Annotated in this window: 19 protein-coding genes; 8 read left to right on the top strand and 11 right to left on the bottom strand. The window is 62.6% G+C overall.

Annotation, left to right across the window (positions count from 1 at the left end; all coding sequences use genetic code 11):
* Nucleotides 1–51: 51 nt before the first annotated feature.
* Genes M1D89_RS06035 through M1D89_RS06025 form a run of 3 tightly spaced genes read right to left on the bottom strand, consistent with a single transcriptional unit; the run spans nt 52 to nt 3,210 of the window.
* The gene (locus tag M1D89_RS06035) at nt 52–819 is read right to left on the bottom strand and encodes an SDR family oxidoreductase (RefSeq protein WP_498648923.1); all 768 of its coding nucleotides are present in this window, start codon (nt 817–819) and stop codon (nt 52–54) included.
* 34 nt (nt 820–853) lie between these two features.
* On the bottom strand, nt 854–1,630 hold the full coding sequence (locus M1D89_RS06030; RefSeq protein ID WP_498648921.1) for an aspartate/glutamate racemase family protein: 777 nt from the start codon (nt 1,628–1,630) through the stop codon (nt 854–856).
* A 14-nt stretch (nt 1,631–1,644) separates the two neighbouring features.
* Nucleotides 1,645–3,210 (bottom strand): NCS1 family nucleobase:cation symporter-1, encoded by a 1,566-nt coding sequence (locus tag M1D89_RS06025; protein WP_498648919.1) that lies wholly within the window; start codon nt 3,208–3,210, stop codon nt 1,645–1,647.
* A 290-nt stretch (nt 3,211–3,500) separates the two neighbouring features.
* On the opposite strand from M1D89_RS06025, the gene aceE reads away from it, so the two are divergent.
* Nucleotides 3,501–6,260 (top strand): pyruvate dehydrogenase (acetyl-transferring), homodimeric type, encoded by a 2,760-nt coding sequence (aceE, locus tag M1D89_RS06020; RefSeq protein ID WP_498648916.1) that lies wholly within the window; start codon nt 3,501–3,503, stop codon nt 6,258–6,260.
* Nucleotides 6,261–6,343: 83 nt separating this feature from the next.
* On the opposite strand, the gene M1D89_RS06015 is transcribed toward aceE, so the two are convergent.
* Entirely contained in the window at nt 6,344–6,535 is a 192-nt protein-coding gene (locus tag M1D89_RS06015) for a YegP family protein (protein ID WP_498648914.1), read from the bottom strand.
* A gap of 162 nt (nt 6,536–6,697) precedes the next feature.
* On the opposite strand from M1D89_RS06015, the gene nboR reads away from it, so the two are divergent.
* Both nboR and M1D89_RS06005 read left to right on the top strand, forming a co-directional pair.
* Nucleotides 6,698–7,336 (top strand): nicotine blue oxidoreductase, encoded by a 639-nt coding sequence (gene nboR, locus M1D89_RS06010; RefSeq protein WP_498648912.1) that lies wholly within the window; start codon nt 6,698–6,700, stop codon nt 7,334–7,336.
* Between the two features lie 39 nt (nt 7,337–7,375).
* Nucleotides 7,376–7,843: a GNAT family N-acetyltransferase gene (locus M1D89_RS06005; protein WP_498648910.1), complete on the top strand. Its 468-nt coding sequence runs from the start codon at nt 7,376–7,378 to the stop codon at nt 7,841–7,843.
* Between the two features lie 65 nt (nt 7,844–7,908).
* Here the strand turns inward: M1D89_RS06005 and M1D89_RS06000 are convergent, their stop codons facing one another.
* From M1D89_RS06000 to M1D89_RS05980, 5 genes are all read right to left on the bottom strand, one after another.
* Nucleotides 7,909–10,746 carry a molybdopterin-dependent oxidoreductase gene (locus M1D89_RS06000; RefSeq protein ID WP_498648908.1) on the bottom strand — a complete coding sequence of 946 codons (2,838 nt, stop codon included), beginning with the start codon at nt 10,744–10,746 and terminating at the stop codon, nt 7,909–7,911.
* The gene (locus M1D89_RS05995; protein ID WP_498648905.1) at nt 10,736–11,674 is read right to left on the bottom strand and encodes an FAD binding domain-containing protein; all 939 of its coding nucleotides are present in this window, start codon (nt 11,672–11,674) and stop codon (nt 10,736–10,738) included. The genes M1D89_RS06000 and M1D89_RS05995 overlap by 11 nt, the downstream gene beginning before the upstream one ends.
* Complete coding sequence (locus M1D89_RS05990; protein WP_498648903.1) at nt 11,665–12,972, bottom strand: XdhC family protein; 1,308 nt, start codon at nt 12,970–12,972, stop codon at nt 11,665–11,667. Before M1D89_RS05990 ends, M1D89_RS05995 begins: the two co-directional genes overlap by 10 nt.
* 314 nt (nt 12,973–13,286) lie before the next feature.
* Nucleotides 13,287–14,861: an NCS2 family permease gene (locus M1D89_RS05985; RefSeq protein ID WP_498648901.1), complete on the bottom strand. Its 1,575-nt coding sequence runs from the start codon at nt 14,859–14,861 to the stop codon at nt 13,287–13,289.
* 15 nt (nt 14,862–14,876) lie between these two features.
* Nucleotides 14,877–15,371 (bottom strand): nucleoside deaminase, encoded by a 495-nt coding sequence (locus M1D89_RS05980; protein WP_017200639.1) that lies wholly within the window; start codon nt 15,369–15,371, stop codon nt 14,877–14,879.
* 467 nt (nt 15,372–15,838) lie between these two features.
* Here M1D89_RS05980 and M1D89_RS05975 point away from each other — a divergent pair, with 467 nt between their 5' ends.
* Nucleotides 15,839–17,182 carry an 8-oxoguanine deaminase gene (locus tag M1D89_RS05975; protein ID WP_498648896.1) on the top strand — a complete coding sequence of 448 codons (1,344 nt, stop codon included), beginning with the start codon at nt 15,839–15,841 and terminating at the stop codon, nt 17,180–17,182.
* A 151-nt stretch (nt 17,183–17,333) separates the two neighbouring features.
* Nucleotides 17,334–18,269: a type IV toxin-antitoxin system AbiEi family antitoxin domain-containing protein gene (locus M1D89_RS05970; RefSeq protein WP_498648894.1), complete on the top strand. Its 936-nt coding sequence runs from the start codon at nt 17,334–17,336 to the stop codon at nt 18,267–18,269.
* A 281-nt stretch (nt 18,270–18,550) separates the two neighbouring features.
* Here the strand turns inward: M1D89_RS05970 and M1D89_RS05965 are convergent, their stop codons facing one another.
* Nucleotides 18,551–18,727 (bottom strand): hypothetical protein, encoded by a 177-nt coding sequence (locus tag M1D89_RS05965; protein WP_014922716.1) that lies wholly within the window; start codon nt 18,725–18,727, stop codon nt 18,551–18,553.
* A 370-nt stretch (nt 18,728–19,097) separates the two neighbouring features.
* Between M1D89_RS05965 and pucL the strand changes: the two genes are divergently transcribed.
* The 3 genes from pucL to M1D89_RS05950 all read left to right on the top strand — a co-directional run bounded on the left by pucL (nt 19,098) and on the right by M1D89_RS05950 (nt 22,306).
* Nucleotides 19,098–20,012: a factor-independent urate hydroxylase gene (pucL, locus tag M1D89_RS05960; RefSeq protein WP_498648891.1), complete on the top strand. Its 915-nt coding sequence runs from the start codon at nt 19,098–19,100 to the stop codon at nt 20,010–20,012.
* Between the two features lie 177 nt (nt 20,013–20,189).
* Nucleotides 20,190–21,698 (top strand): nucleobase:cation symporter-2 family protein, encoded by a 1,509-nt coding sequence (locus M1D89_RS05955; RefSeq protein WP_498648888.1) that lies wholly within the window; start codon nt 20,190–20,192, stop codon nt 21,696–21,698.
* Nucleotides 21,699–21,838: 140 nt separating this feature from the next.
* On the top strand, nt 21,839–22,306 hold the full coding sequence (locus M1D89_RS05950; protein WP_498648885.1) for a DUF2867 domain-containing protein: 468 nt from the start codon (nt 21,839–21,841) through the stop codon (nt 22,304–22,306).
* Between the two features lie 60 nt (nt 22,307–22,366).
* Here the strand turns inward: M1D89_RS05950 and M1D89_RS05945 are convergent, their stop codons facing one another.
* On the bottom strand, nt 22,367–23,122 hold the full coding sequence (locus M1D89_RS05945; RefSeq protein ID WP_011776026.1) for an IclR family transcriptional regulator: 756 nt from the start codon (nt 23,120–23,122) through the stop codon (nt 22,367–22,369).
* Between the last annotated feature and the right edge of the window lie 114 nt (nt 23,123–23,236).

The following is a 23,236-nucleotide window of genomic DNA, read 5'->3' as shown; positions in this document are numbered from 1 at the left end:
CAAAGTGGGTGGTGGCCGCACAGGCCCACCGTTCGGAACAGTTCTATGAGGCTAGCCGCGGCCCACGAAGGGCATGCCGGCAGCCGTCACCACCAAGGATCCGACACTGGCCGACGCCGGCATGTTGGCCATCATCAGGACGGCGCGGGCTGCATCGTCCACCGGGAACATGGGCTCCACCTTCCGGCTGCCATCAGCCTGCAGCGCGCCGGAGCCCACTCCGATGGTGTCCATGATTTCCGTGCGGGTGTTGCCGATGTCGATCTGCCCGCACGTTATGCCGAACTCCCTGCCATCGAGCTCGATACTCTTGGTCAGGCCCGTCATCGCGTGCTTGGTGACTGTGTAGGCCACGGATTTGGGCCTGGGCGAGTGCGCCGAAATGGAGCCGTTGTTGATGATTCGACCACCTTGCGGCTCTTGCGCTTTCATAGTCCGCACTGCCTCCGCAGCACACAACATGGAGCCCGTGACGTTCACGCGAAGGGTTGCTTCCCACTCCTCCACACTGATGTCTCCCACGTCGCCCGCCGGTCCAAAAATGCCAGCGTTGTTGAACAGCACATCAACCCGCCCCCAGCGTTGGCGGACCTCCGCGAAAAGGCGAGCTACGTCGTCGGGCGCTGTTACATCACAAGGAACCGCCAGCGCTTCCGGATGGTCGCTGGCCGTTTCCAGGAGTTGCGCCTCCCGGCGGCCGGCAAGCGCAACGCGGTAACCCTCGGCGAGCATAAGCCTGGCGACGGCCCGCCCAATACCCGAACCGGCCCCGGTCACGACGGCGACCCTCGAGTTTGCGGGAGGGCTGGAGTCAGTCATGTGGTTGCCTTTCGGGGAATTGCTCGTGGCAGCGTCAGCGTGCGGCTTCAGCTGACTGGGCATCTGCTGCCTGGGTTTGTGCCGCCTGGGCGGCTGTTATCGGCCAGCCTATGACAGTCTTCGGACGCGGCGTGGCATAGGTCCTGACCTTGGACGTAGACAACCCAAGGCGGACCAGGGACTCGGCGATGGTGACCGCCGCCGCCACTCCATCCACCACGGGGACGCCGGTGCGCTGGCGGATTTGTTCGTCGAGTCCGGCCATGCCGCCGCAGCCGAGAACAATGACCTCGGCTTTGTCATTCTGGACGGCTTGTTCCGCCTGGCTCACAATCGCTTCGACAGCACGCTCCGGGTATTCCTCGAGCTCCAGCACGGCCATGCCGCTGGCCCTGACCGAGGCGCAACGCGCTTCCAGACCGGCGAGCTTGAGGCGGTCCTCAATCAGCGGTACGGCGCGGTCAAGCGTGGTGACCACTGAATACTTGTGGCCAAGGAACATCGCGGTGCTGGCTGCTGCCTCAGTGATATCAACTACCGGGACGTCGAGGAGTTCCTGGAGGCCTTCGCGTCCGTGCTCGCCGTAGCCGGCTTGGATGACGGCGTCGAAGGGTTCGGGATAGCTCACCACTGCATCCATGACAGCGATCGCCGCCAGGTAGCTTTCGAAGTTGCCTTCGCAGGAGTCGGCGCCGAAACGAGGTGTGATGCCGATGATTTCGGTTCCGGGGGCCGCTGCGGCACGGGCCTGGGCCGCGATGGAGTCCGTCATGGACTGGGTGGTGTTTACGTTTGCGACAAGGATGCGCATGGGTTTCCTCAGTGTCAGTGGGTGCTGGCGACGGCGATCGGCTCGCCGGAGACGTCCTCGTGGACCTGCTTCTTGTCCGCGACAGCGAAGTACGTCAGCGCTGCGACGCCGGCTCCGATGAACCAAGCGAACGGAGCAGCCGCGGCCAGTGCGGGGATGAAAGCGATGGCAATGGCGAGGCCGGCTGCCGGGAGCATCGCGATGATGGCCTTCGGGTTCACGCCCCGCTTGTAGAAGTAGGCGCCCTTGGGATCCTCCGTATAGAGCTCCGGGACATTGACCTTGCCTCGACGGACCAGCCAGTAATCCGCCATGACAACACCGAACAGGGGGCCGAGCAAGGCACCTAGGCCACCCAGGAAGTACACGATCACGATCGGGTTGTTGTAGAGGTTCCACGGCAGGATGATCAAGCCGATGGTGCCGCTGACCCAGGCCGCCTTGCGGAAGTTCAGGTGCCGCGGGAAGAGGTTGGTCAGGGCATAGACGGGAGCTACGAAGTTGGCCATCAGATTCACGGCGATGGTCAGGATCAACAGGGCCAGGCAAGCAAGGACCAACAGAAGCGTATTAGGGATGCTCTCCACAATGTCCGAGGGACTCTCGATGACGGTGCCGTTGATCTTGTACTGGCCACCGGCCATGACCACGACGATTGCGCCGAAGACGAGCATGTTGATGGGGATGCCCCAGAAGTTGCCCTTGACGATGGACTTCTTGGATGCAGAGGAGCGGGTGAAGTCGCAGAAGTTCAGGACGAACGTTCCGTAGATGGAAACCCAGAGAGCACCGCCGGCAAAGATGGTGAGCCACATCTCGGTACCCTCAAGCCCCTTGATGCCGCTCCACTGGATGGCGCCGCCCGCTTCGATGAAGACCCACACGGCAATCGCTGCCATGGTCACCAGGATGATGGGTCCGGCGAAGGCCTCATACTTACGGATCATCTCCATGCCAAAGCTAACGATGACCAATTGGACGATCCATAGCGCCACGAACGACAACCAGCCCAGGGTTGAGAGGCCAAGGATGGAGTTGCTGTCCAGGTCCTTCAGGCCCGGTGCAATGGCAACGAGCATGACGCGGAGGACCACGGATGCCAGGTACGTCTGGATGCCGAACCAAGCAACGGCAACAGCGCCGCGAACCAGGCTGGCGATCTGCGCTCCCCTGATGCCGAAGCTGATGCGGCTCATGACAGGGAAGGGAACACCGGTCTTCTCACCCATGAACCCGGAAAAGTTCAAGAGGGCGAACAGGAGGATGGCGCCGATGCCCAGTGCTACCAGAATCTGCCAGCCGCCCAGACCGAGGGAGAACAGGCCGATGGCGAAGGCATAGTTACCCAGGCTGTGGACGTCATTGGCCCAGAGGGTAAAGATGCTGTAGCTGGTCCACTTGCGGCCCTTGGCTTTAGTGGGTGCGAGGTCGATGTTGTAAAGACTTGGGCTGATGGTACGGCCTGCGGCTTCAGAAGCAATGGCGCAAAGGTCAGTGTTGCCCACGACCGGATGGTTGGGGCCACCTGCGTTTTTGTCTCCCGGAGTCTCAGTGACGCCGACTGATGAAGTCGTCTGCATCGTGGATCTCCACTTCGTACAGATTCCACAATACGGAATCTAGTTATTGAATAGTGAAAGCACTCTATGACTCAGATCACGTAACGTCAAGGTTCTTCGTGTATGCAGGGTCACATTCGGTTGCTTGGCCGACGGTTTCCCAGTTGACTGATTCGGTTACGCAATCCGTGTTGACGCTGCCCAACCAGCAGACGTAATCTCGAATTGCAGAATTTTATTCTCACAATACGAAATTCCTTGAGCGCCCCCACAGAGCAAGCGCCCAGACATTCAATGAAGAGAGGTTGGACGTGGCTGCAGGAGAAGAGACCTCACACATCCTCAGCGGGTTGACTGCCCAGCTGCCTGATCGTGATCCGGAAGAGACCGCGGAGTGGATTGAGTCCCTTGATGCGTTGATCGCGGAGCAGGGTACCGAGCGTGCCCAGTACATTATGCGTTCGTTGTTGCAGCGTGCTGGTGCCCGGTCGGTGGGTGTGCCGATGGTGACGACCACTGATTATGTGAACACGATCCCGGTGGACCAGGAAGCTGCGTTCCCGGGGAACGAGGAGTTCGAGCGCCGGTACCGGGCGTACATGCGGTGGAACGCCGCGGTGATGGTCCACCGTGCGCAGCGTTCCGATATCGGTGTCGGCGGGCACATTTCCACTTATGCCGGTGCTGCGACGTTGTACGAGGTGGGTTTCAACCACTTCTTCCGCGGCAAGGACCACCCCTCGGGCGGGGATCAGGTGTTCTTCCAGGGCCACGCCTCGCCGGGCATGTACGCGAGGGCGTTCATGGAAGGCCGCCTCACCGAAGAGGATCTGGACGGGTTCCGTCAGGAAAAGTCCAAGGCCGGTCATGCCCTGTCCTCGTATCCGCACCCGCGCCTGATGCCGGATTTCTGGGAGTTCCCGACCGTGTCGATGGGTATCGGCCCGATGAACGCGATCTACCAGGCCCAGTCCAACCGGTACCTGCAGAACCGTGGCATCAAGGACACCTCCGACCAGCAGGTCTGGGCGTTCCTGGGCGACGGGGAAATGGACGAGCCCGAGTCCCGTGGCCTGCTCCAGCTCGCCGCGAACGAGAACCTGGACAACCTGAACTTCGTGATCAACTGCAACCTCCAGCGCCTGGACGGACCGGTCCGCGGTAACGGCAAAATCATGCAGGAGTTGGAGGCGTTCTTCCGCGGTGCGGGCTGGAACGTGATCAAGGTCGTCTGGGGCCGCGAGTGGGATTCTCTCCTGGAAGCGGACCGGGACGGGGCGTTGGTGAAGATCATGAACGAAACCCCCGATGGTGACTACCAGACCTACAAGGCCGAGTCCGGCGGGTTCGTGCGGGAACACTTCTTCGGCAAGTCCCCGCAGACCAAAGACATGGTCGCGGACCTGGACGACGAACAGATCTGGGGCCTCAAACGCGGCGGTCACGACTACCGCAAGGTTTACGCCGCGTACAAGGCAGCGACCGAGTTCAAGGGCAAACCCACCGTGATCCTGGCTAAAACGGTCAAGGGCTACGGCCTGGGCCCGCACTTCGAAGGCCGCAACGCCACCCACCAGATGAAGAAACTGACCATGGAAGACCTCAAAGCCTTCCGTGACCACCTCCGCATCCCCATCAGCGATGACCAACTCGACGCTGACCTCTACCGGCCCCCGTACTACCACCCCGGCATGGACGCCCCGGAAATCAAATACCTGATGGAACGCCGCGCCGAACTCGGCGGCTTCGTCCCCGAACGCCGCCGCACCCACACCCCCGTGACCCTGCCCGAGCCCAAATCCTACGACGTGGCCAAACGCGGATCCGGGAAACAACAAGCCGCCACCACCATGGCCTTCGTCCGTTTGTTGAAGGACCTGATGCGGGACAAAAACTTCGGGGCCCGGTTCGTGCCCGTCGTCCCCGACGAATCCCGGACCTTCGGCATGGACGCGTTCTTCCCGACCGCGAAAATCTACAACCCCAAAGGCCAGAACTACCTCTCCGTGGACCGCGACCTCGTCCTGGCCTACAAAGAATCACCCGCAGGCCAACTCATCCACCCCGGCATCAACGAAGCCGGCGCCGTCGCAGCGTTCACCGCCGCCGGCACCGCGTACGCCACCCACGGCGAACCCCTGGTCCCGATCTACGTCTTCTACTCCATGTTCGGCTTCCAACGCACCGGCGACTCGTTCTGGGCCGCCGCGGACCAAATGACCCGCGGCTTCATCATCGGCGCCACCGCAGGACGAACCACCCTCACCGGCGAAGGACTCCAACACGCCGACGGGCACTCCCCCATCCTGGCCTCCACCAACCCCGCCGTGAAAACCTACGACCCCGCCTACGGCTACGAAATCGGCCACATCATCCGCCACGGCCTCGAAGAAATGTACGGCGAGAACAGTACTGATCAAAACGTGATGTACTACCTCACCGTCTACAACGAACCCATCACCCAACCCGCCGAACCCGAAAACCTCGACATCGACGGACTCCTCAAAGGCATCTACCGCCTCGCCCCCGCCCCCGCAGCGGACAGCACCACCGGGAACAGGCCCACCGCGACCATCCTCGCCTCCGGCGTCTCCGTACCCTGGGCCCTCGAAGCCCAACGGATCCTCGCCGAAGACTGGAACGTCGCCGCCGACATCTACTCCGTAACCTCCTGGAACGAACTCCGACGCGACGGACTCGCCGCCGAAGAACACGCCTTCCTCAACCCCGGCCAACCCGCCCGCACCCCGTTCATCACCGAACAACTCGCCGGCACCACCGGACCCGTCATCGCCGTGTCCGACTACATGAAAGCCGTCCCCGACCAAATCCGCCAATTCATCCCCAACGACTTCGCCTCCCTCGGAGCAGACGGCTTCGGCTTCTCCGACACCCGCCAAGCCGCACGCCGCTACTTCAAAAACGACACCCACTCCATCGTCGCCAAAACCCTCCAGTTGCTGGCGGCGAGGGGCGAAGTGGAGGAGGGCGCGCCGTCGTACGCGATTGACCGCTACAAACTGCTGGACGTGAACGCCGGCACCACCGGCGGAGCAGGCGGCGGCGCCTAAATAGCCCGCATGACAAATTGGCGGCAGCGTTCGTGAAGAACGCTGCCGCCAATTGTCGTTGAGCGGGTTTCGTTGAAGCGGGCTTAAGTGCCCAGGTTCCTTCTATCCACCACGAAGCCGGTTGCCGCGTTCTCGCGAACGGCGTTGATACCAGCCACTACCGCGTTCAGATTCGGGAACTGTGGCGACACTGCCACAACGGTTCCATCCTCCGCGGTTAGCCGGAACCGGAATGAGTTGGTTCCTGCTTTGATGATTTCAAAACTGCCAGCCATTTTCCCCTGTTTCTTTCACGCGACATTGCGTATCCGAGCTGACTTCATAACTCCCTCATCGACAATATCGGCCATTTCAGAGCACCAAAAGCCCTACTGATCGGTAATTTACAACCGATATCGGTAGATCTCTTGGAAAGAACCCAAGGAGCTAGAGACCGCATGCAGCCCCGCGCGTATCGTGAGGATATGACTGACACCGGCACGGCCCCCACCACGGGCGTGCTCCTCGCTGCAGGGGCAGGGACGCGGCTGGGTCGCGGCCCCAAGGCACTGCTCCCCTTCCGGGGCAGGACTTTGGTGGAGGTACTCGCGGACACACTGTTCGACGGCGGATGCCGCGAGGTTGTGGTGGTGCTCGGCGCTGAGGCCGACCATGTCCGGCGAAGCACCGATCTGGGCACGCATGTAGTGGTCGAGAACGAGAACTGGGCAAAGGGGATGGCCGGATCCTTCCGCGCCGGCATCGATGCGGCCACGGCGGGCAACAGCATCATGGTGGCGCTGGTGGACCAGCCCGGACTAACCCCGACGGCGGTGAGCAGGTTGCTGGGCAGCCACCGGCCCGGCAGGGTCACCGCAGCCGCCTACCCTGACGAGTCCGGCCACCTGAAGCGCAGGCACCCGGTGATATTCGACGTCGGACTCCGCTCCGAAGCGGCCGCGGCCGCTAATGGCGACACGGGTGCGCGTTCGTTCCTCAAGGCGCATCCGGGCCTCGTGGATCTGGTGGACTGCAGCGACCTCTGCTCCGGGGAGGACCTGGACACGAAGGACCAGCTGCATCTGTTGGACGGGTAGCGGCGGGTTGGACTGGTAGCGGCGGGTAAATTTAGGTGCATGATCCGCATCGCGACTGATGATCCCGCACGCCCGGATGTCCACCAACTCCTCAGCGAGCACTTGGCCGATATGTTCGCCGCTTCTCCTGCGGAAAGCGTTCATGCACTGGACCACTCGGCGTTGAAGCACGAGTCGATGACGTTTTGGACAGCCCGGGAGGACGGCGTTCTGCTGGGTTGTGGAGCCTTGAAGACGTTGTCCTCCGGGCACGCCGAGATCAAGTCAATGCGCACTACTTCCATTGCCCGCGGACGTGGAGTGGCCACCCAAATGCTGGAACACATCGTGGCCGAAGCTGCCCGGATGGGTTACGAGCGTGTGAGCCTGGAAACGGGAACCCAAGACTACTTCGCCCCCGCGCGTCGTTTGTATGCCCGGCACGGATTCAGGGAGTGCCCGCCGTTCGGGGAATACACGCTGGACCCGAACAGCGTGTTCATGGAGCTCGCCGTCTCCCCCAAGTAGCCGTCTCCCCCAAGTAGGTAGCAGTTGAGGCCGTTTTGAACGCTCAGAACGACCTCAACTGCGACCTAGTTGGGGATGAGGGTGCGGTCGCGGAGGGCCAGATAGATCTTGTCCCGCGCGATGGGCAGTTCACCGAAGCGGATCCCGGTGGCGTTGCGGATCGCGTTGGCCAAGGCGGGAGCCACGGGGTTGAACGGGCTCTCGCTCATGGACTTGGCTCCGAGCGGGCCTGTGGAGTCGTTGGTAGTGGCGAAATAGACCTCGCTCCGGGGCACGTCCGCGAACGACGGAATGTGGTACTGCCGCAGGATGTCCGTGGTGACGCGTCCGGCGTCGTCCACTTTCACTTCCTCGTAAAGTACCGCACCCAGGGCCTGCGCAATGCCGCCTTCGATCTGCCCCCGACACTGCCGCGGATTCACCACCACACCGGCGTCGGCGGCCTGGACACTCTGCAGGATCCGCAACTCACCGGTTCCCGTATTAACAGCAACCCGGAAGCCGTGAACGTTGAACGCGACCGAGCGCGGCGTCCCTCCCCAGTTGCCATCCGTGGCGAGCCGAACGCCTTGCAGCAGGGCGGCGTCGACGATTTCCGTCAGCGGCACCGTGCGGTCTCCGCATTCAACGGCGCCGTCCACTAGTCGGCAATCGCCCAACTGAACACCGGTCAGTGAAGCCGCGACCGTCTGGATCCGGGTGGCGAGTTCCAGCGCCGCACCCAAGGTCGCCTTACCGGCCACCACGGTTCCAGCCGAACCGAACGCGCCGGTGTCGTGCTCCAAGAGATCGGTATCGGACTGCCGCACCGTCACTTTGGACGCCGTCGTAGCCAAAGCCGTGGCAGCCAATTGCGCATGGACGGTTGTGGTGCCGTTCCCGAATTCCGCAGTACCGACGTCGACGGCGAACCTTCCGTTCGCTTCCAGGCTCACCCGGGTGTGGGCGAAGTGGCCGCGGGGCGGGACGGTGTCGATCATGGAAAGGGCTGAGCCTTCCCCGACCACCCAATCCGGCCCCAGCTCATCCAAGCCGGCAGCCCGGTAGCGTTCCTTTCCGCGGTCCAGAGCGTCCCGCACCAAGGACACGCACTGATCCAGGCCGTAGCTTCCGTAGTGGACGTCTTCTTCGGGCTCGGGCGTTGTGGAGAGCATATGATCGCCGGGCCGGACCATGTTCTTGAGCCGGAACTCGAGCGGATCCATCCCGATGCCGATAGCCAGTTCGTCAATGGCCGACTCGATCGCGAAGATCATCTGGCTCAGGCCATATCCCCGGAAAGCACCCGCGGGGACGGTGTTGGTGTAGACGGCGTGGGCATCCACTTTCTTGTTCACGCACTTGTAGACCGCCAAAGACTCTCCACAGCCGTGGAACATGACGCCGGGAGCATGGTTTCCATAGGCGCCGGTGTTGGTGAGGACGTTCAACTGCAGCGCAGTGAGCGAACCATCGCGGCTGGCGCCGGCCTTGAGATGGATGGTGAAGGGGTGCCGGGTGGTGGTCGCCGTGAACTGCTCGGTACGGGTGAATTCCAGCTGCACGGGCCTCCGCAGTGCAAGCGCTGCGAGGGCCACCAAATCTTCAGTGAGAACTTCCTGCTTTCCGCCGAATCCGCCACCAACCCGGCCGGCCACCACTCGGATGGTCTCAGGAGGCAGGTTGAATACGCGGCTCAACGTCCGTTTCACCAGGAATGGCACCTGCGTGGAAGAACGGATCATCAAGCGGCCGTCCTCATCCAGCCAGGCAATGGACGCGTGGGTTTCCATCGCTACATGCTGCACACGTTGGGTTTGGTACGTGTGCTCGTGGATGAAGTCTGCGGCCGCAAAACCGTCGGCCACGCTGCCCAGTTCGGCATGGACCTCGGCCACCACGTTCTGGAGCGGGCGGGAAATGCGAGAGAAGACACCGTCCTTTTCCCCATGAATCGCCGGGGCTCCGGGGAGGATGGCCTCCTGCGGAGTGAACACCGGCTCCAGGAGTTCGTACTGCACGGCCAACGCACGGGCACCGGCCTCGGCCGCGCCCACGGATTCGGCTACGACAGCGGCAACCCGCTGCCCAATGAACCGCACCACGTTGTCCAGCACGCGGGTATCGTCCGGGTCGTCGGTGTAATTCTCGTGTTGGGCACTGGAAAACAGCAGCTGCGGTGCGTCGTCGTGGGTGAAAACCGCGACGACGCCAGGAACAGCCAAAGCAGGAGCCTTGTCGACGGACACGATCCGGGCATGCGGATACGGCGAACGCAGGAGCTTCATGTGTAGCAGGCCTGGGAGTTGTTCAGCCGGCACATCCAAGGCATAGCGGGCGGTTCCTGTCACCACGGCTTGGCCGGCGGGTGCGGGAACGTTGTCCCCGAGCTGGCCAGGTGTGGCGGGCACAGCGGCGGACGATTGTGTCCCCGAAACTGAATGTGCCCCCGAAACGTCCGCTCCGGCGTCGTGCTGGTGGACGCCGCTGTGGTCGCCAGCGTGACCGCAGACCGCGTCCGCGATGGAGCGGTAGCCAGTGCAGCGGCATAGGTTGCCCTTGAGGTTGCGGGGCAGGTTGGCGCGTTGCTCGTCGTCGAACGTTGCTGCCGTCATCATCATGCCCGCGGTGCAGAAGCCGCATTGGAAGCCCTGGGCCTCGAGGAACTGCTCCTGCACAGGGTGTAGTTGGCCATCCTTGGACAGGCCCTCGATGGTGGTGACCGCTTTGCCTTCGGCGCGGACCGCCGGGTAGATGCAGCTGTGGACGGGCGTGCCATCGACGTGCACAGTGCAGGCCCCGCAGTCGCCGCCGTCGCAGCCCTTCTTGACGCCGAAGTTGCCCTCTTCGCGAAGGAAGGTGCGGAGGCATTGTCCTGGGCGGGGTGTGGCCTGTGAGGCAGAACCGTTGATCTCAATTGCCATTGCGGGCCTCCTTCTGCTGGGTGCTTGTTACGGCTGGCTGGGTGGACGGCTGGGGCGAGGTGTTGTGCGGCGGCCAGAAATCGCCGGAGACGGTCATTGATTCGCCCAGCAGCTCGGCGCGGATTTCCTCGGCCAGCTTGAACGTCATGTCGCGCCGCCATGCAGGCAGCCCGTGGATGTCATCGTGGTACAGCGGCCACGGGATGGAATCGCCGACGGCGTCAGCCAGCGTCCCGGCATCGGCAACCTGTCCGGCGGGGAACCTCAGTTGCACCGGCCTTTTGGTGGAGGCGGTCACCGTGATGACCAAACCGCCGTCGGGGTCGAGCCGCCCGATCAGCAGCACGCCGGAGCGGCCCAGGTTGCTGAGCGACAAACGCCGGAAGGCAACCCTGGCAGACAGCGCGCTGGCGGGAAGATGGATGCTGCGGAGCAACTCCCCTGGTGCCAGGACAGTCTGCATGTCCCCTATGACGACGTCGGCCACCGGGACGTCCCGGCTGCTGCCGTCCGGGCTGAGGATGGTGGCTTCGCCGTCAAGTCCTGCGCACAGTGACGTCATGGGTCCTGCCGGGAGACCGGTGCAAATATTGCCGCCCACCGTGGACATGTTCCAGATTTTGAACGAGGCCACAAATGAGTCGCAGCATGGGCGGATCAGTGCCAGTCCGGGCCATTCACGGTTTGCTGTTTCCGCCGACCGCGGCAGGGCGTAGAGCTCGGCGACGGTGCAGGTGGCGGCGAGTTCGATGCCTTCGTCCGAGATGGAGATGGCGGGCCACTCTGCTTGGCCGAGGTCAAGGAGCCGTCTGAGGACGGTGCTGCCGTAGGAGAAAAGGACAGTGCCTCCGGCGAGCCAGGCATCCCCGTCGCGCCATTGTGACGGGTCCGTGGTGGGGACCACGGCCTCGATGGTGTTCATGTCCATGGGTCCTCCTGAGTGAGGTGTAGGGCTGCTGTGTGAGTCGATGCTGTGTGAGTCGGTGCTGTGTGAGTCGGTGCTGTGTGAGTCGGCGCTGTGTGAGTCGGCGCCGGGTGGATTGGGCCGGCGCTGTCCTTGAGCGACGGGAACCCGGGTGCCTTGGCCTGCTTCTGGCCAGCTCCACGCTCAGCGATGATTTCTGCCGTGATGGAAACTGCTACCTCGGCAGGAGTCACGGCGCCGAGGTTCAGCCCGATGGGCGAATGCAGCCGTTCCAAGGACTCCGGCGGAGTGCCTGCCTCGAGCAAGGCATCGATCCGTTGGCGGTGACTGCGACGGGAACCCATCGCACCGACGTACGCCAGGTTCAACCGGAGGGCGCCCTCAAGCAACGGGATGTCGAATTTGGGGTCGTGGGTCAGGATGCACACCACTGTGCGGGAATCGATGCGTCCCGCCGCTGCCTCGGCTTCCAGGTAACGGTGCGGCCAATCAGTGACCACTTGGTCTGCCCCTGCGAAGCGGCTTTGCGTCGCGAAGGCTGGGCGGGCGTCGCACAGCGTGACGTTGTAACCGAGAAGTTGCCCGGCCGGGAGCAGGGCCGCGCCGAAATCGTTGGCACCGAAGATCAGCATCCGAGCCGCCGGCAACCGGCTTTCCACAAACAGCGTAATCGGCTCCGGCTGCGTCTCCTCCTGTGGGGGCAAAGCCAGCCTCTCGGTGGTGACCCAGCCATCGATGCAACCCTCGGGCGGTGCCAAGCGGACCAAGCCGGCGCGACCACCTTGGAGCAACGGCTCCACCTGGGCAGCAGCGGCGAAAAGTGTGGAGGGGTGGTCGCCCAACAGCTTGGCCAGCTCCTCGGATTCCATGGCCCGGAACCGCACAGGATCATTGACCACCATGACTCCGCCATGGGCATCCAGCCGACGGATCAGGGCTGCAGGGCGTTGCGTTTCAGCAAAAACTGAAAGTTCAGGCGATCCGGCCCGGAGCGGCTGGATGTGGACTTCCAGTTCTCCTCCACACGTGAGGCCGACGGCGAACGCATCCTCAGAGCTGTAGCCAAAGGACTCAAGGCGAGAGCCGCCGTCGCGCATTGCTTCCAAGGCCGCCTCCACTACGGCACCTTCCACGCAACCTCCGGACAAACTGCCCAGGATTTCGCCGTTTTCGGAGACCATCATGGAGGTCCCCATAGGCCGCGGCACGGAGCCGCCGGTCCCCACGATCGTGGCCACAGCACACAGTTGGCCGGAGACCGCAGGCCGCCAGCTGCCCAGTGAAGGCATCAGATCCAGCATGGCAACACATCCTCATTCCAGGTGTCCCGGCCAGGTGGCCCGGCCGGAGCAGTGCGCGATCTTGCCTCATATTCTCATTTCCAGAGGAGGTAGTCGCGGTTAATCAGTAAAAGTGGGAGTTCATAGGAACGGGGGCAAGGGCTTCATCTCCCTGCCCCCGTTCCCTGACGGAGCGTCGGTGCCCGGCCGCCGCCCGCCGTCGTGCCTGTTATATAGGGACGACGACGGCGGACGCCTATTCGTGCGGTGGGTACCGGCGGACCGCCGATCGGAGTGCCGGAATGTGAGCCCGCCGGCACGGGTGCGGGTCCGGGTTAGACGCCCATCAGCGCGTTGATCGGGCCGCGTGCGAAGTAGATGATGAACCCTGCCGTGACCACCCACATGAGCGGGTGGACCTTCTTGGCCTTGCCCGACGCCGCGCTGATCACCGCGAAGGAGATGAAGCCGACGCCGATGCCGTTGGCGATGGAGTACGTCAGCGGCATGGTCACGATGGTCAGGAACGCCGGGAGGGCGATGGAGAACTTGGTGAACTTGATCTCGCGGATTTGCGCCATCATCATCGCACCCACTACCACCAGGGCAGCTGCTGCTACTTCCAACGGGACCACCGAGGTGAGCGGTGTGAAGAACATGGAGCCCAGGAACAGCAGGCCGGTGACCACCGAGGCAAGGCCAGTCCGTGCGCCTTCGCCGATGCCCGCAGCCGAGTCGATGTACACGGTGTTGGACGAACCGGACGTTGCGCCGCCCACCACTGCACCCATGCCTTCAACAATGAAGGCCGACTTCAGCTTGGGGAACGTGCCGTCCTTGTGTGCCACGCCTGCGCTCTTGGCCAAACCCGTCATGGTGCCCATGGCGTCGAAGAAGTTGGTGAACACCAGGGTGAAGACCAACATGGTCGCAGCCAATCCACCGATCCTGGCAAACGAGCCGAAGAGATCGAACTGGCCCACCAGGGTGAGGTCCGGGACGGACACCAATTGGCTCGACAGGATGGGCACGTTGAGGTGCCAGCCGCCGGGGTTGTCGGCGCTGCCTGGACCTATATGGAACACAGCCTCGGCAACAGCGGCGAGGATGGTGGTGGCGACGATGCCGATCAGCAAACCGCCCTGGATTTTGCGTGCCACGAGGATGCCCATGGTCAGCAGTCCAATGATGAAGACAAGGGTGGGAATGGACGTGATGGAGCCGTTGTCCCCGAGCTGGACCGGCGGACCGCCCGTGGTGGCGCGGACAAAGCCGGAGTCAACGAAGCCGATGAAGGCGATGAACAAGCCGATGCCAACGGTGATGGCGGCCTTGAGTTCCTTCGGGACTGCCTTGAAGATCGCCGTCCGGGCGCCCGTAGCACCGAAGATGACAATCAGGATGCCGTTGATGACCACCAGGCCCATGGCTTCCGGCCACGTGACTTCCTGGATGACCGCGACGGCGAGGAACGAGTTGATGCCCAAGCCTGCTGCGAGGCCGAAGGGCAGGTTGGCGACGAGACCAAAAATGATGGTCATGACGCCGGCGGTCAGGCCAGTAACGGCACCAACTTGTGCAGCTGAGAGCCAGCCGCCAGCGACGTCGGTAGGGGCGTTTTCCGCCGAGAAGCCGCCCAGGATGAGCGGGTTCAGGATGACGATGTACGCCATGGTGAAGAAGGTGACCAAGCCGCCGCGGAATTCGCGGGCCAACGTGGAGCCACGCTTCGAGATCTGGAAGAACTTATCCAGGAAGGAGTTCGACACCGGGGGCCTTTTGTTGCCATCTGCCAGGCCGGTTGCCGTGTGCTTTGCCGCTGTGGGCTCTGCGCCGTCTCCTTGGGGGAAGAGCGCAGCCTGCTTTTCAGCTGCTGTCTGCTTTTCAGCGGAATTGTCCAGGATTGTCATGTCAGCCACCGGGCCCTAGTAATCAATCCTGGAATCAAGCGTGTTCCATGTGTTGAACGGCTGGAGGGCCGCTGGAGCCTGGGGGTCGCCCAGTTCCAACTTGGCTACCGGCATCAGCGCGTCCCGGTTGTCGTTCTCGAAGTACTCGTAGAAGACAGCGTCGTCGAAGCCGACGGATGCGGCGTCGTGACGGTCTGCGGCAAAGAACACGCGGTCAACGCGTGCCCAGAGTGCGGAGGCCAGGCACATGGGGCATGGCTCGCAGCTGGTGTAGAGGGTTGCTCCGCTGAGATCGAAGGTTCCGAGTTCGCGGCAGGCGTTACGTATGGCCGTGACTTCTGCGTGTGCGGTGGGATCGTTCGTGGCGGTGACGCGGTTGACGCCTTCGAAGGCTCGTCCGTCCGCGGTGACAATGACGGCGCCGAAGGGGCCCCCACTGTTAAGGACATTGGCTGTTGCCAGCTCAATGGATGTGGCCAGGAATTGCTCGGCCGTGACGGTTGTACTCATGTTGCGACTTCCTTAGTGCTGAGGAAGCCAGGTGACCTGTTTGGGGGCGCTACAGAGAGGAGCTCCAGTTAGCTTGGTTACCAGGCTTCAGCATGTGCGATGAAGGTTAAGTTGCGCCTGGTAGATAGCTTCCCGAGGTCCGGGTGCCCGCCTTTGGCAGTTAGAGCGTAGCACCGGGTTTGTGAGCCGCGCCATAGTTTTTTGAAAATTTAATTTCGTCATGCGAAATTACTTATTGCTGCCGGGTGGTGCCGGGCTGGTGCTGGGCTCACGTCGGGTCCGTGCCGGGCTCGCGTCGGGCCCGTGCCCGAATGTGACCGTGGCCCGCCTGCGGGCGTTGACGGCCGACGTCGTGCATTCTACGCTTTTCGGACCGGGCCGCATTCTGACGGCCCGGCAACCTGGATCAGCAGACAGGGCCTAACTGAGCTGGAACGCGCACACGCCGACCAGACAAGGAACCTGTCATGACCCCCCTTTGGATCAAGAACCCGCTGGGTATCTTCACCGCAAACGACCTCGACGCCGGCGGCGGCCTGGTGGTTTCCGACGGAAAAATCTTGGAGCTCGTGCCTACGGGCGGGCAACCTACTTCTCCTGCGGCCGTCTTTGAAGCCTCCTCCCACGTGGTCCTCCCCGGCCTCATCAACACGCACCACCACTTCTACCAAACCCTCACCCGAGCTTGGGGTCCTGTGGCCAACGCGCCACTGTTCCCCTGGCTGCAAAACTTGTACCCCGTGTGGGCGCGGTTGACACCCCGGAGCCTTGAGCTGGCAGTGCAGGTTGCACTCGCCGAGCTTTTGTTGTCCGGCTGCACCACCGCCGCCGATCACCACTACCTCTTCCCCGACGGCATGGAAGATGCCATTGATATTGAGGTGGGAGCGGTGCGCTCCATGGGCATGCGGGCAACACTGACCCGCGGATCCATGACCTTGGGAGAGGACGACGGCGGGCTGCCGCCCCGGACCACAGTCCAGTCACCCGAGACGATCCTTGCGGACAGCGAACGGCTGATCCGTCAGTACCACGAAACAGGGGACGGGGCTGTTGTGCAGATCGCGCTTGCCCCGTGTTCGCCTTTCTCGGTGACCAAGGAGATCATGGCCGAGAGCGCCGCAATGGCCGAACGCTTCGACGTCAGACTGCACACGCACCTCGCGGAAACCATCGACGAGGAAGACTTCTGCCGCTCCATGTTCGGACTGCGGACCGTGGACTACTTGGAATCCGTGGGCTGGTTGGGATCCCGCACTTGGCTTGGGCACGGCATCCATTTCAACGACGACGAGATCGCCAGGCTGGGAGCCGCGGGCACCGCCGTCGCGCACTGCCCCACTTCCAATATGCGCCTTGCCTCCGGGACGGCGCGCGTCCTTGAACTTGAGGTTGCGGGCGTTCCTGTGGGGTTGGGAGTGGACGGATCGGCGTCGAACGATGCCTCCAACATGATCCTCGAGGCACGGCAAGCCCTGTATTTGCAGCGGCTGCGCTATGGTGCATCGGTTCCCGTGGAGCGGGCGCTGGGATGGGCAACTCGCGGATCCGCTGCCGTATTGGGGCGTTCCGACATTGGCCAACTGGCACCGGGGCTCCAAGCGGACTTGGCCCTGTTCAAGCCCGACGAGCTGCGATTCTCCGGCAGCCACGACCCCGTCGCCGCGTTGCTGCTCTGCGGGGCAGACCGTGCAGACCGCGTCATGGTGGGCGGTGCTTGGCGAGTGGTGGACGGTGCGATTCCCGGGCTGGACGTTGCCGGGCTGATCGCTGAGCACTCGGCGGCGGCGCGGAAGTTGGTTGCCGGGTAGGCCCAGGCTCTCCTAGGCCACCCGTTTCGATGGTTCCCTGCGCAGGATGCCGTTCGCACGGCACTGTCCGCAGCGAGCCATCGAAACGGGCTTCTCCACATAGTCAAACTCACCGCTATCTTCGCCCGTCGGCTCATTGAAGTCTTGATCCATGACACAGAGCAACAGCAACGAGCTTCCCGCGGGGATGGATTTGTGGCGGACCGATGAACTCCACGAGTTAGGGATCAACCATCGGAAGATCGCCGCGCTGGTTCGCTCCGGCGCCTTAGTACGACTGCGCCGTGGTTGCTATATCCGAGGCAGCAAATGGGCAGCCCAAAAGCCCTGGGTTCAAACTCTGCAGCTAGTCGCCGCGCACGCGCACGGCACACTTTCGACGTCGGGCGGCGGCTTGGTCTACAGCCACACCTCGGCGGCGCGTCTCCATGGCTTATTCCTGTGGGATGTTGGAGATAAAGTCCACATCACAACGGAAACAACAGCATCCACCACTTCACACGGCAAGGACGTCGTCCCGCACACCCGCCCGTTGGCGATGATGGGGGCTGTTTTCGTCAAGGGAATGCCTTGCACCACGCTGGAACAGACGGTTGTGGACTGCTGCCTCATGCTCAATTACAAACAAGCCCTGGTGCTCATGGACCACGCCCTCCGAAAGGGTGCCAACGTCTCGAAACTGCAAGAGATGTGCGCATCGCTGGCCGGACGCAACGGAGTTCTCACTCTTCGACGGGCTTTGGAGAATGCCGATGCCAGATCCGAGTCACCCGGCGAAACCCTCACCCGCGAGCTGCTCCAAAGGTTGCGGATCGAGCTGCCCGAACTACAGGTGAAGGTGGCGTCAGCTGAAGGCCACCATCGGTTGGACTTTGCATGGAAGGAAAAGAAGGTGGCCCTGGAGTTCGATGGAAAGGTCAAATACTTCGACTACGCACCCACCGCCGAGGTGATCTACCAGGAACGGCAGCGAGAAAAGGCCCTCACCGAGCTCGGCTGGAAGTTCATCCGGATCAAGTGGCAGAACCTATTCAGGGAACAGGAGTTCAAAACGAGCGTGCTGAGCGTTTTGCGGAGAGCAAGCTAGAGCCCATCTCGGGGGTTCGCTGCGCATTCGATGGTGCGCACGGCACGCTGCGCTGGGAACCCACGAAACGGGCGGGCGGGGCGCGGGCGCACGGGCAGGGGCGAGCGCGGGCGGGCGGGCGGGCGCGTTAGGTAGGGCCCGGCAGCACACGGAAAGGCGGACGACACCTCCCCAGGTATCGCCCGCCTCGTTGGCTCTGTTGCGCAGAGTCCGTCCCCATAAGGACCCACGGCGGCAGGGTTCCCTGTCCGAGCTTGCGAGGAAAGGGGGCCGCCGGGGATCTAGGGGCGCTGCCGGCCGAACACCGGGAGCGCCCGCAGCCAACGGGAGAACCCGCCGGCTTTGCGGTCACAGTCGGCCGGAATATAGAAGTCGGGATCTGTCGCACCGAAGGGCAGGTACAGCTCCTGACCCGGCGCCGGGAATTCCACGACGTTGTTCGTATCCTTCGAGTCCATCTGTTCCTCCTCTTTCTCATGCAAGCAGTTTCCGTACTTCGGAAAACTTTTATTGTTATGTGGAAAGTGTAGGCAGCGGTGAAAGCAGCCGTCAAGACCTCCGAGGAGCCAAACCCAGTTGCCCCGGTCACATTTGGATGGTTCATAACGATCCTTCGAAACCCGTATACACAAGACGAATTAGTGCGCTACTCTCGAATCAGTTCGTGGCGTAGGTCACGTAACCTGAGAGCAGCAGGCAGGGTCGTAATGAGCTGGCATCCATGGATGCTGGCTCTTTTTTGTTGGGTCGGCTCCACCAGAAACGCAGTGGAAACACGCGCTTAATTTCATTGATGGAACCTAGGTTCCACCTCACAGAAGTTGGGATATGACCATGAGCAACAACATCGTCCTCGGCGAAAACCAGTACGGCAAGGCAGAAGTCCGCGTCGTCAAGGTCACCCGGGATACCGACCGCCACCACATTGAAGACTTGAACGTCACCTCGCAGTTGCGCGGCGACTTCCAGGCGGCCCACCTCGAAGGCGACAACGGCCACGTCGTTGCCACCGACACCCAGAAGAACACGGTCTACGCCTTTGCCCGTGAAGGCGTAGGCTCACCCGAGTCCTTCCTGCTTCGCCTCGCAAACCACTTCACCGGCGAATTCGACTGGGTCACCGGTGGCCGCTGGGAAGCCGAAGCCTACAGCTGGGACCGCATCCAGGCCCACGGCGAGGGACACGACCACAGCTTCGTCCGCAACGGACAAGAGGTGCGTACCGCCGTCGTCGTCCGTGATGGCGCAACCACCCACGTGATTTCCGGCCTCAAGGACCTGACCGTCCTGAAGACCACGCAGTCCGGTTTTGTCGGCTACCCACGCGACAAGTACACCACCCTGCCGGAAACCACCGACCGCATCCTGGCCACCGATGTATCCGCCCGCTGGCGCTACAACACCAACCTGGACTTCGCCGGCACGGACTTCAACAAGAGCTACGAGGACATCAAAGCCCTCCTGCTTGAAGGCTTCACCGAGAACTACTCCCACGCCCTGCAGCAGACGCTGTTCGACATGGGCAAGAAGGTCCTGGAAGCACACAGCGAAGTGGACGAGATCAAGTTCTCCATGCCCAACAAGCACCACTTCCTGGTTGACCTGAGCCCGTTCGGCCTGGACAACCCCAACGAGGTCTTCTTCGCCGCGGACCGCCCGTACGGCCTCATCGAAGCAACCGTCCAGCGCGAGAACATCGACGCTGCCCCGGTTGCCTGGAGCGGCATCGCCGGCTTCTGCTAAGCCCGCACCAAACCAGCACTAAAACGCATCACCCAAGGGTTTGTGTGCAGGTCTCCCCAACGGCGTCCCGTGGAGGCCAGGCCTGCACACAAACCCAACCCCAAACAACCCAAGATTTTGTTAGCCAGACACAGTTAGCCAGACGAAGACGTCTGCCATGAAACCAGAAAGTCTGCCATGAACATCAAGAAGAAATCCCGCCCTGCGAATACCGCCCCTTCGCAGTCGCACAAGCCGGAACGTCCCGAGGACAAGCGGCTCTCCATCGGAAGCACCTTCGCTTACGGCTTCCAGCACGTCCTCACCATGTACGGGGGAATCATTGCCCCGCCGCTGATCATTGGAGCGGCTGCCGGCATGTCCTCGCAGGACATCGGCCTCCTCATCGCCGCTTGTTTGTTCGTTGGCGGCCTGGCCACCATCCTGCAGACCGTCGGCATTCCGTTCTTCGGCTCGCAGCTGCCATTGGTACAGGGCGTTTCCTTCGCCGGCGTTTCCACCATGGTGGCGATCGTCCAAGGTGGCGGCGGGATCCAGGCGGTGTTCGGCTCGGTCATTGTGGCCTCACTGATTGGCCTGGCGATCACTCCCCTGTTCTCCAAGATCATCAAGTTCTTCCCACCGGTGGTTACCGGAACTGTGATCACCACTATCGGCCTCACACTGATGCCGGTGGCAGCGAACTGGGCCATGGGCGGCAACGCCAAGGCCGATAACTACGGCAGCATGGCCAACATCGGCCTCGCAGCAGCAACCATGGGCGTCGTCCTGCTCCTCAGCAAAGTTGGCAACGCCGCCATATCCCGGCTCTCGATCCTGCTGGCCATGGTCATCGGCACCATCATTGCGTTCGTGGCAGGCATGGCCGATTTCTCCAAGGTTGGCCAGGGCGACATCGTCGCATTCCCCACGCCGTTTGCCTTCGGCGCTCCCACCTTCGAAATCGCCGCAATCATCTCCATGCTTATCGTCATTCTGGTGACCCTGACGGAGACCTCGGCAGACATCATCGCAGTGGGCGAAATCGTGGACACCAAAGTGGACTCCCGCCGCATCGGCGACGGCCTCCGCGCAGACATGCTCTCCAGCGCCATCTCCCCGCTGTTCAACTCCTTCACCCAGAGCGCCTTCGCCCAGAACGTCGGCCTTGTTGCCATCACGGGCATCAAGAGCCGCTTCGTGGTCAGCGCCGGCGGCCTCATCCTGGTGATCCTGGGCCTCCTGCCGATCCTGGGCCGCGTGGTCGCAGCGGTTCCGACGCCCGTCCTGGGCGGCGCCGGCGTCGTCCTCTTCGGTACCGTAGCAGCCAGCGGTATCCGTACCCTGGCCAAGGTTGAGTACAAGAACAACATGAACCTGATCATCGTGGCGGCCTCCATCGGCTTCGGCATGATCCCCATCGCCGCACCGTCCTTCTACGACGCCTTCCCGTCCTGGTTCTCCACGATCTTCCACTCCGGCATCAGCTCGGCAGCCGTCATGGCCATCCTGCTGAACATCCTCTTCAATCACCTCAAGGCCGGCAACTCGGACAACCAGTCGGTGTTCGTCGCGGGCACTGACCGGATCGTCAGCGAAGAGGACATCAAGTGCCTCAGCGAAGGCGACCGCTTCGAGAACGGCAAGCTCATCGACGCCGACGGCAAGGAAGTCCCGCTCAAGACGTCCAGCGCGTCGGAGCACTAGATTTCTGCCGCGGGTTGACACTTGGCGCCCATGTTTATCGAAAACATGGGCGCCAAGTGTCATCTCGCGCAGAACGTACGACGGCGGCACTCACCCGCGCGGGAAGCTCACCTGCACGCTTCGCACCGTAGGATCAGCCCATGACCGAACAGTCACCCTGCTTCCGCTCATTGGCCTTCCGCGAAATTCCGAAGCCCGACTACGCAGACGTGTGCTTGGCCCCGCTCCCGGATGGCGCCGGGACGGACCCCGGGGAATGGGCCGGGCGGCTGTTCTCCTTGGAGTCCATGCCGCGTTGGGTTGCCGCCGCCATGGGTTTGCGCCAGGCGCTTGTGCCCTTGATCGGCGTTCCGAAGGCACCGCGGGACACGTTCAAGGTGACGGACCAGGCGGGCGAAGAAGCACTGATCTTCGTCAGGGACAAGCACTTGAACTTCGCAGCCGCCGTCGGGGTGGATCCGGTGAGCCGGCTCATCAGGGTGACTACCGCCGTCGAGCTCAAAGGCTGGAGGGGAAAGCTGTACTTCGGCGTCGTGCGGCCGGTTCACCCGATCGTGGTGAACGCGATGCTGAGGAAAGCCACCCGTTCAAAATCCGCGCCGAGCTGACAGATAATGCCCATGTTTTTGGAAAACATGGGCATTATCTGCCAACTCGGCGTAAGAAAATCAGTTCTGGTTGAGCTCCGCGGAGATCGCCATGGCAGCCTCGCGAAGCATGGGCACGGCGCGATCGGCGAAGCTCTGGTCCACACGGGTGATGGGGCCGGAGACGGAGATCGCGGTGGGCGTGGGCGCGTTAGGCACGGCCATGGCGAAGCAGCGTACGCCGAGCTCCTGCTCTTCCTCGTCAATGGAGTAGCCGCGTTCACGGATGAGCTTGAGGTCGGCCAGCAGGGAGTCGATGTCGCCGATGCTCTTGGCCGTGGGAGTGGGCATCCCGGTGCGGGCCACGATGCCGCGGACAACCTCGTCGTCCAACTGGGCGAGGATTGCTTTGCCCACGCCGGTGTCGTGCGTGTGGGCGCGGCGGCCGACCTCCGTGAACATGCGCATGGAGTGCATGGACGGGACCTGGGCCACGTAAATGACCATGTCGGAATCCAGCACGGCCATGTTGGAGGTCTCGCCGAGGCGTTCCACGAGGGTCTTCAGCTGCGGACGCGCCACGGCGCCGAGTTGCTTGCTGGCACCTTCGCCGAGCCGGATAAGCCGGGGACCCAGGGCGTAGCGGCGGTTGGGCAGCTGACGGATATAGCCGAGCGACACCAGCGTGCGGAGCAAGCGGTGGATGGTAGGCAAGGGCAGGTCAGTGGACGAAGAAAGTTCGCTCAAGGTGACGTCGCCGCCCGCGTCCGTGATCAGTTCCAGCAGTTCAAAGACGCGCTCAACGGACTGCACGCCTCCGGAGGCTTTTTCAGCCATTCCCTTGTCTCCAATGACTCAGATTCCGACAACTCTTATCCGCATCGTGAAAAGAATTGCTTAGAACACCCAACATACAGCACACCGTCAACCTGCGCGATGACACCGAACATG

Source organism: Arthrobacter sp. D3-18, assembly GCF_054408525.1.
Note: the sequence above shows the minus strand (reverse complement) of the source record. Positions and strands in the feature narration are given on the sequence as shown.